The sequence below is a fragment of the Roseofilum capinflatum BLCC-M114 genome (genome assembly GCF_030068505.1).
Classification (GTDB): domain Bacteria; phylum Cyanobacteriota; class Cyanobacteriia; order Cyanobacteriales; family Desertifilaceae; genus Roseofilum; species Roseofilum capinflatum.
This window is the reverse complement of record NZ_JAQOSO010000056.1, coordinates 20569-27585: the sequence shown is the minus strand read 5'-3', so window position 1 is coordinate 27585 and position 7017 is coordinate 20569. Positions and strand designations below refer to the sequence as shown.

4 protein-coding genes are annotated in these 7017 nt (G+C 42.9%); all 4 read right to left on the bottom strand.

From position 1 onward, the window contains the following. Positions 1 to 2 precede the first annotated feature (2 nt). The 4 genes from PMG25_RS10915 to PMG25_RS10900 all read right to left on the bottom strand — a co-directional run bounded on the left by PMG25_RS10915 (position 3) and on the right by PMG25_RS10900 (position 6952). Positions 3 to 158, bottom strand: a complete 156-nt coding sequence (locus PMG25_RS10915; protein ID WP_283766930.1) for a hypothetical protein — start codon at positions 156 to 158, stop codon at positions 3 to 5. Between the two features lie 808 nt (positions 159 to 966). Beyond that, entirely contained in the window at positions 967 to 4608 is a 3642-nt protein-coding gene (locus tag PMG25_RS10910; protein ID WP_283766929.1) for a helicase-related protein, read from the bottom strand. 423 nt (positions 4609 to 5031) lie between these two features. Further along, positions 5032 to 5607, bottom strand: coding sequence for a hypothetical protein (locus tag PMG25_RS10905; RefSeq protein WP_283766928.1), 576 nt, complete (start codon positions 5605 to 5607; stop codon positions 5032 to 5034). Positions 5608 to 5695: 88 nt separating this feature from the next. Continuing rightward, positions 5696 to 6952 (bottom strand): SufS family cysteine desulfurase, encoded by a 1257-nt coding sequence (locus tag PMG25_RS10900; RefSeq protein WP_283766931.1) that lies wholly within the window; start codon positions 6950 to 6952, stop codon positions 5696 to 5698. Positions 6953 to 7017: the final 65 nt, after the last annotated feature.

The window sequence follows — 7017 nt, the reverse complement described above, 5'->3', positions numbered from 1 at the left end:
GGTCAAGGGCGATCGCACTCCTTCCAAATATGATACAACACAACGATCGCGCTCAGGCTAAAGCCCAACGAAGCATCTAAGATAAACCCAACCAAATTGGGAAGCACAAATTCAGAAATCAGAATCAAAATCTTTTGTTGTCGTTTTTGAGAACTCATAATCATCAATTTCCTACGCTCACACTCCCCCCATTCCCCCGTAGGGTGCGTTAGCGAAGCGTAACGCACCGCATCTCATTCTCTGCTTAAAATCAACAAGAACAAGCCAAAATATAGAGTAATAAAACAAAATAAAACTCGCCAAAACCCTCTTTTCAAAGACCAACTCAACCTGCTATAGTAGGAGCAACCGTAAAGCATGGTAGGGCAAAACCATGGTCAATTCTCAACCGCAGACCCTGCAAGAACAATTTCTCTTGTACACGAAGCAACAACTTTTCACCCACAACGGCAATAGTGAAGCCCAGAAACTTTTTGCACTATAAAGCTAGAAAAGCAGAATCCAGTTTAGGGCAGCACGATGAAGGGAGTATTGATGAAAGTGATACATGGACGGAAGAAGATCAATTAGATTTGGTGAATTTTTCCTGGCAATTCGCGGCGACTACTTTACCACCCCCCCCTTTTTTTCTGTCACTCTCCTATGATGAAGATAGAATGAAATAGAGTATCAATAGCTAAAAGCGAGATAGAGCAAAAGTTCAAGTAGATTGTTCTGTCCACTCACAGTGGGATCGCTCTGGTGGTTGGAAAAGTATCTTGAAGAATTTTCGTTTACTGATTCAGCCGACCCTTCTGTTCTGGTCAATTCTTCCGTGGTTAGATGTTGTTCCGAGTTCTTATTTATTACGAGGATTTAATAAATTGATTAACGGTGTTAATCAATTTGAATCCTTTTATCCTTCCGGATAATTGGCAGATTTGCTATTCATTGAACTCGGAAAGTGACAGAAAAGGGAGTGTATTCTCAATCTTGAGACAGCACCAAATTGAGGATGTTTAACTCATGGGAATTGAGTAGATAGCGATCGCCGAACCATTGCTTGCGGATGTCCCCTAAACTGTAGCTACTGAAGATCAAGAACGGGAAATTCTCGTACTGATCCCCCATAGGCAGAACATTATCGACGGGATAGAGCGATCGCACATAGCATCCCAGAATATAGCGAAATGTCCTATATTCATCGTCAATCCTCTCTTTTGCATCCAGATAATCTTTCATCCTCTCCCTAACAATCAGGACTAATAACGGCAAAGCATAATAGCGATCCAATCGTTGACTTTGCTGCTCATAGCGTTGGGATTTATTTTCAGTTTCCCGAATTTCATCAATTAAATCAATCGCTGTTCGAGTCGCAAACTTAAGATTCTCAGGGTAGTCACTTTTGGGGCTACTGATATACCTTAAGTTCTTCCAGAGTTCACCCGTTCTCGGATTCAGAATTAAATCCAGAAACAAGGTATAGGTTTCCGAAACCACTCGATCGCCCAAGGGAACCATGAGCAAATTTCCTTGAAGATAGCCCGTTTCTAGAGGGGGGAAATCGATTAATCTGCTCAAGTTTGGTTGGATAAACTCTAAAAATCGATCTTTGAAGTTTTCAGCAATATAAGAACAGTTTTTCGGTTTTGGAATCGTAAAATCAGCTTGGCTCAGTAAAGTTTGTAAATATTCATGGCTTTGTTTTAAACGCCGATCCTTGGGACGATTTCTGACTTCTCGTTTTAATTCTCTGAGCAAATTAGCCAGTTGAGAACTGAGAGTTTGTCCAGCCGCAGATACCGACTTGCCACCAATGGGGATAATTAAATACTCTTGTCTGCCCATTTTTCCCGCTCCCAAAATCCGCGTCATAATCGAGGCTTTGAGCAGCAGTAAAATATTGAAAATGCTAAGAATTTTCTCTTGCAGGGAAAGCTGCGGCTCATCGTCAAAGTAAACGGCACGTTCTGCCAGATAAAAGTGTAAAGATTTGGATTGATTATCCCGATCTAAATTTCCTCGCCCCCGATAGATAACTTGAATGATTTCCATCAGATTTTTTTCCACTTGGAAGCGCGGAATATCCACTAAAATATGTTTGACTTTGGGAAAAGATAATCCACGACTGCCAGAGGAAGTCATAAAAATGATCTTAACTTCGTTTTGATAGCTATGGATGGTTTGTCTTTCGTTCTCCGAAAGACTAGCATGAATTTCTAGATAGTCCTGGTTTTTCTCAAACTTTTGCCAACGACGTTGAAGCGCTTCTATCAGTTTTTGTAATTCCTGCTTGTTTTGAATATAGACTAAAATTTGAGCGTCTGTTTCTCTCTGTTCTTCAGTAATGCGCTCAATATCGGCTAAGATTTGTTCGCGCAATTTTTGGGCTAAATCATCTTCTTGGGGTTTTAAGCGATCGCGCTCTTGAAACCGAGTCGAATGTATGATAATATTGTAGCTAATATTGAGATCGCTGGCAGGATAGGAGTTCGTGTTAATCAGGGTTGCCGGATAGCGTTTGAATCGAAACAGCTCTACCGTCAACGGTGAAGCCGCTTTTTGAGCTTTGCGGAAAAAGATTTTATCGGGTTCGGGATTGCCGGATTTTAAGTGCTGTTGAATTACATCTTTGTCTACAATGGAAGCATCGGCGATAATAAACTTAGGATTAAATCCATGTTGTCCTGTGGTTAACCCATAGTCCCTGAGAATTTGAGTCATGCGATTTAAGAATTCTACGCCGCTATCATCTCCAGTGATTTCATCAATCATGATAAATAGATGCTTAAAGCGCTTAGAAATGGCTTGCATTTTTGCCGGGAGTACGGCTTGAGTGCGACTATTATAGGCTCCTTTGAAAATCTGGCCAAAATGCTTAAGGGTGTCACTGCCATTGGGCGTTTTTTTCAAGGCTTGAATGGAGATGGAAGCGACGATTTTATTCGTACTTTGCCGATCGACAAGGGTATGGATGGCTTCGCACATGCTGCGAATGACTCCGGCAGTATTTTGGGGTGCTGCGACGATCAAATCTTCGGTTTTGCGTTGCAAGCGAGAATTGTATTTTCTCTGCTGCTTTTGATCTTGGCTGCCATCGAGAAATAAAACGGATTGTTGCTTAAAATTTCCTTGCCATTGAGGGGAAAGATATTGTACAGTATAATCACCCCCCTGTTGGGCAATCATTTGGGAATTCGTGTTTAAACAAACTAGGTTTTCACTGCACCATTTCCCGTCATTGTCCTTGAATTTTTCCAGAATATCGAGGTTAACTTGTTTGCGGGGACTGACGTAGAAAAAGAGAAACCCCTCATTTTGATGCTGTTGGAGGAAATTGGCGATCGCCGTGGTTTTGCCAATTCCCGGATTCCCCGTTAAAAAAAGATACAAGCTATCGGAAAGGAGCGATCGCCGAATTAACTCGGCATGGCCATTGCGTAAATCCAGGCTAGAATCGAGATCGTACTGGTGTGCAATATTATCGGGAAGGGGTGCAACCGAAGTCAGAAACCCCTGAATTTGCTCGTGATGGGTAACCACCGTGGTTCGATCTGGGGGAATATTAATCAGCTTTTCCACAAACTCCTTACCGCGATCGAAACTTGAACCCATCTGACGCTTGATCTGATTAAACACCTGTTTTTGCACTGAGATCATCTCTTTGCCACTGGACTCATGCTTGTAAATTTGATAACAGGTTTCAAACAAGGAGAGATTTTCGGGATGGATCGTCATCGTATTCATTCCGCGATCGCTATATCCGATCGCACTCAAAATCACCTTAGCTTTTTTAGGAATAATCCCCGTTTTCTCTGCAAACTGATAGAAACTATAGGCATATCCTGCCGCTTGAATCAACTTCGCGCTCTCCTTATCCTTTGACTTAAACGCCGTAAAATAATCCTTCAAACCGGGAGAAAAAAGAAAGTCTAAATCCGGATTTTCTCCCGTATCAATTCTGAGCTTAGAAAACACACTTTTCGAGCGCAAATAATTAATCTCTTTAATGAGTTTGCTTTTAATCAGTCCAATAAAATCTTGTACATTTGTCAGATCCTTTTCTGACTGAATGGCAAATACCGATTCATCCACCACCAAAATGCGATACTCTTGTCGCGAACTTCGAGTATAGCGGAGCAACAACAGGGTATCCGCTCTCAAAAACTCTCCTGTACCCTTGTACTGGTTAATATACGTCTTTAACTGCGTTGGATCGAGTCCCTCTAACTGAGATAACCATCCTTCAGAGAGCTGCTCTTGACTCTTCTGATGCGTCTTCAGACTATTGTCCCCCGCAAACGCACATTGATAATAAAGCACCTCTACATGATTCTCAAAGTCTCGCCATTCCGTCCCTTGCAGATATTCAGATAAAAAATTATACCCACCCAGAAACCCCTTCAAGAGTAAAAGCTGACTCCAGGTTTCAATGATCTGGCGATCGCTACAACTAATTGAACTCGCATTTTCAATCAGTTTTTTATTAATTTCATTTAATTTTACATTTTCCAGTTCTTGGCGATAATAATCAACCCATTGTGGTGCAAGTTTTTTGTGCTGAAGATAATTAAGAATTCCAAGATTAAACCCAATCTCAAACGGTCGTCCTTGATCTTCTATTTTCATCGCTCAAATTCTCCTTAATTCTAGATTCAATGTGTAGGGTGTACACTACTTGCATATATAGTTTATAAGCCCTCTCCCTACATCCCTCTCCCACGGGCTAATCTTGTAGGGGTTTTAATTCAGAGAGTAGAGCCGAGCTTAATAAAGAAAAATCTGTCCATGGCAGTAGCAAGGACTTTGACCCCAGGGTAAGGTTGCTTGATGGAAGGAGCAAAGCCAACAATTTTAGCCAAAGCCAGAACTCCATCACGCACAGACCTAATTGGGGTAGACCCCAGTTGCTTTAGTAGCCTCACCTCGGAGGGTTCAAACACCAGTGTAGCCCTTGACATGGGTTCAACTCGGAGAAGATAAGTTAGAGCCAGTAATTTCCAGGCGACTACTGAGTAAAAGGTGAGGGCATTAACCAAAGTGTCCACATCATCAAACTGTAGTTTTTCTACCTGCAAAGCACCCGACTTGAGAGTGTAATGGAAGCGTTCGACGCTCCATCGAAGAGCATACCACTGAGTCACCCTTTGCACATCCTCTAAGCGTGGTTCCTAAATCTGGCAACTCAGATGACACATCGGATAATTTACAGATGCGCTTACTGCTGACTATTTCTAAGTGACGGTCTTGACCCACCCGAACGAGCAGTTCTACATTGGCTTCTCGCTCGGCTCTAAACAGGTCAAATACATCGGCTTCTCGGTCGGCAACTACCACAATGGATTGATGTAATTGACTCGCTTGTTGATTGATGGCATCCATACCCTTGAGCCATTTCTGACTTTCTTTTTCTGTATCTGGTAAATCTTTGCCTCCTTCTCTAGTCCAATGTTGTTGCCCTAGTAGTCCTAGCGGGACACCGGATTGGCTCAGTAGTAAGATATTGTGCTGTATCAACCCTCGCACCTTACCTTGGATTACTCCTAAACCTGACATCTGTTTTTGTCCTGAGTAATTGTAATAAGTGGTGTACTGGGCGGCAATCAGATACTCTCCATCTGTACTCATTTAGGTTTGCTATATTACCCTGAAGGCGAGCAGAGCAAGCCTTAAAAAGGTAGATTTTCTTACTCATTACTCATGACAAGGCATCGAGCTACAAAATACTCTTGAAAAAGGCTAGGGTGTCTTTGAGGGCGACAATAAAGCGATCGATGTCGGTAAAGGTATTGTAGAAATAGAGGCTGGCTCTGGCGGTGGAATTGACCCCTAAAATTCGGTGTAAGGGTTGAGTGCAATGGTGTCCGGTACGAATGGCTACACCGGCTTGATCTAACAGAGAAGCAATATCATTGACATGGATCTCGCCCGTAGTGAAGGTAGCTAGAGCCGATCTAACCTTGTTCTGGTCGGGTTTTGGCCCATAAATTCTCACGTCGGGCACTTGCAGGAGTTGCTCAAATAAGTAATCGGTTAACTCCAATTCATAGGCGTGGATTTGGTCTAATCCAATACCGGTTAAATAATCGATCGCTGCACCGAGGGCGATCGCCTCACCAATGGCAGGCGTTCCCGCTTCAAATTTGTGGGGCAGTTCGGCATAGGTAGCGCGATCTAAAAACACTTCAGAAATCATTTCTCCACCCCCTAAAAAGGGTGGCATCGCTTCGAGTAATTCCAATTTTCCATACAGGAAACCAATCCCCGTCGGCCCGCACATTTTATGGCCAGAAGCCACTAACCAATCACAATCGATCGCCTGAACATCTAACTTTAAATGGGGGGCACTTTGGCAGGCATCAATTAACACTTTTGCGCCCACTTTATGAGCTTCTTTGACAATTTCTTCTACCGGATTAATACAGCCCAAGGTATTGGAGCCATGAACCACTGCCACTAACTTAGTTTGGGGACTGAGCAAGGACTTAAACTGCTCAAAGTCAAACTCTTCTGTTTCCGTTAACTCAACAAACTTTAAGACTGCGCCGGTTTTTTGGGCAATCATTTGCCAAGGGACTAAATTACTGTGATGCTCCATCACAGAAGTAATAATTTCATCCCCCGGTTTCAGGGTATTCAACCCCCAAGCATAGGCAACTAAATTAACCGCTTCACTCGCATTACGGGTGAATACGATTTCATTACGCGATCGCGCATTCACAAACCCTGCTACCTTATCCCTAGCGCCTTCATAGGCTTCTGTAGCGCGGCAACTGAGTAAATGAATCCCCCGATGCACATTGGCATTATCCCGTTGATAATAGTTTTGTAATTGCTCTAAAACCGCTTTCGGTTTTTGGGAGGTTGCCGCATTATCCAAATACACTAACGGATTTCCATGGGCTTCTTGATCCAGAATGGGAAAATCATCTCGGACAAGAGCGGCTAGGGTTTTGGGTTGGGTAAAAGTCATCATAGGGTTATGAATAGGAATAGAGAATGAGTGGGGAAAAGGGAGATCTCGATCCCCCTAAATCC

Bases quoted from the DNA above. Each gene is read 5' to 3' on its own strand.
- PMG25_RS10915 (WP_283766930.1), bottom strand. From the start codon at position 158: ATGAGTTCTCAAAAACGACAACAAAAGATTTTGATTCTGATTTCTGAA.
- PMG25_RS10910 (WP_283766929.1), bottom strand. From the start codon at position 4,608: ATGAAAATAGAAGATCAAGGACGACCGTTTGAGATTGGGTTTAATCTT.
- PMG25_RS10905 (WP_283766928.1), bottom strand. From the start codon at position 5,607: ATGAGTACAGATGGAGAGTATCTGATTGCCGCCCAGTACACCACTTAT.
- PMG25_RS10900 (WP_283766931.1), bottom strand. From the start codon at position 6,952: ATGACTTTTACCCAACCCAAAACCCTAGCCGCTCTTGTCCGAGATGAT.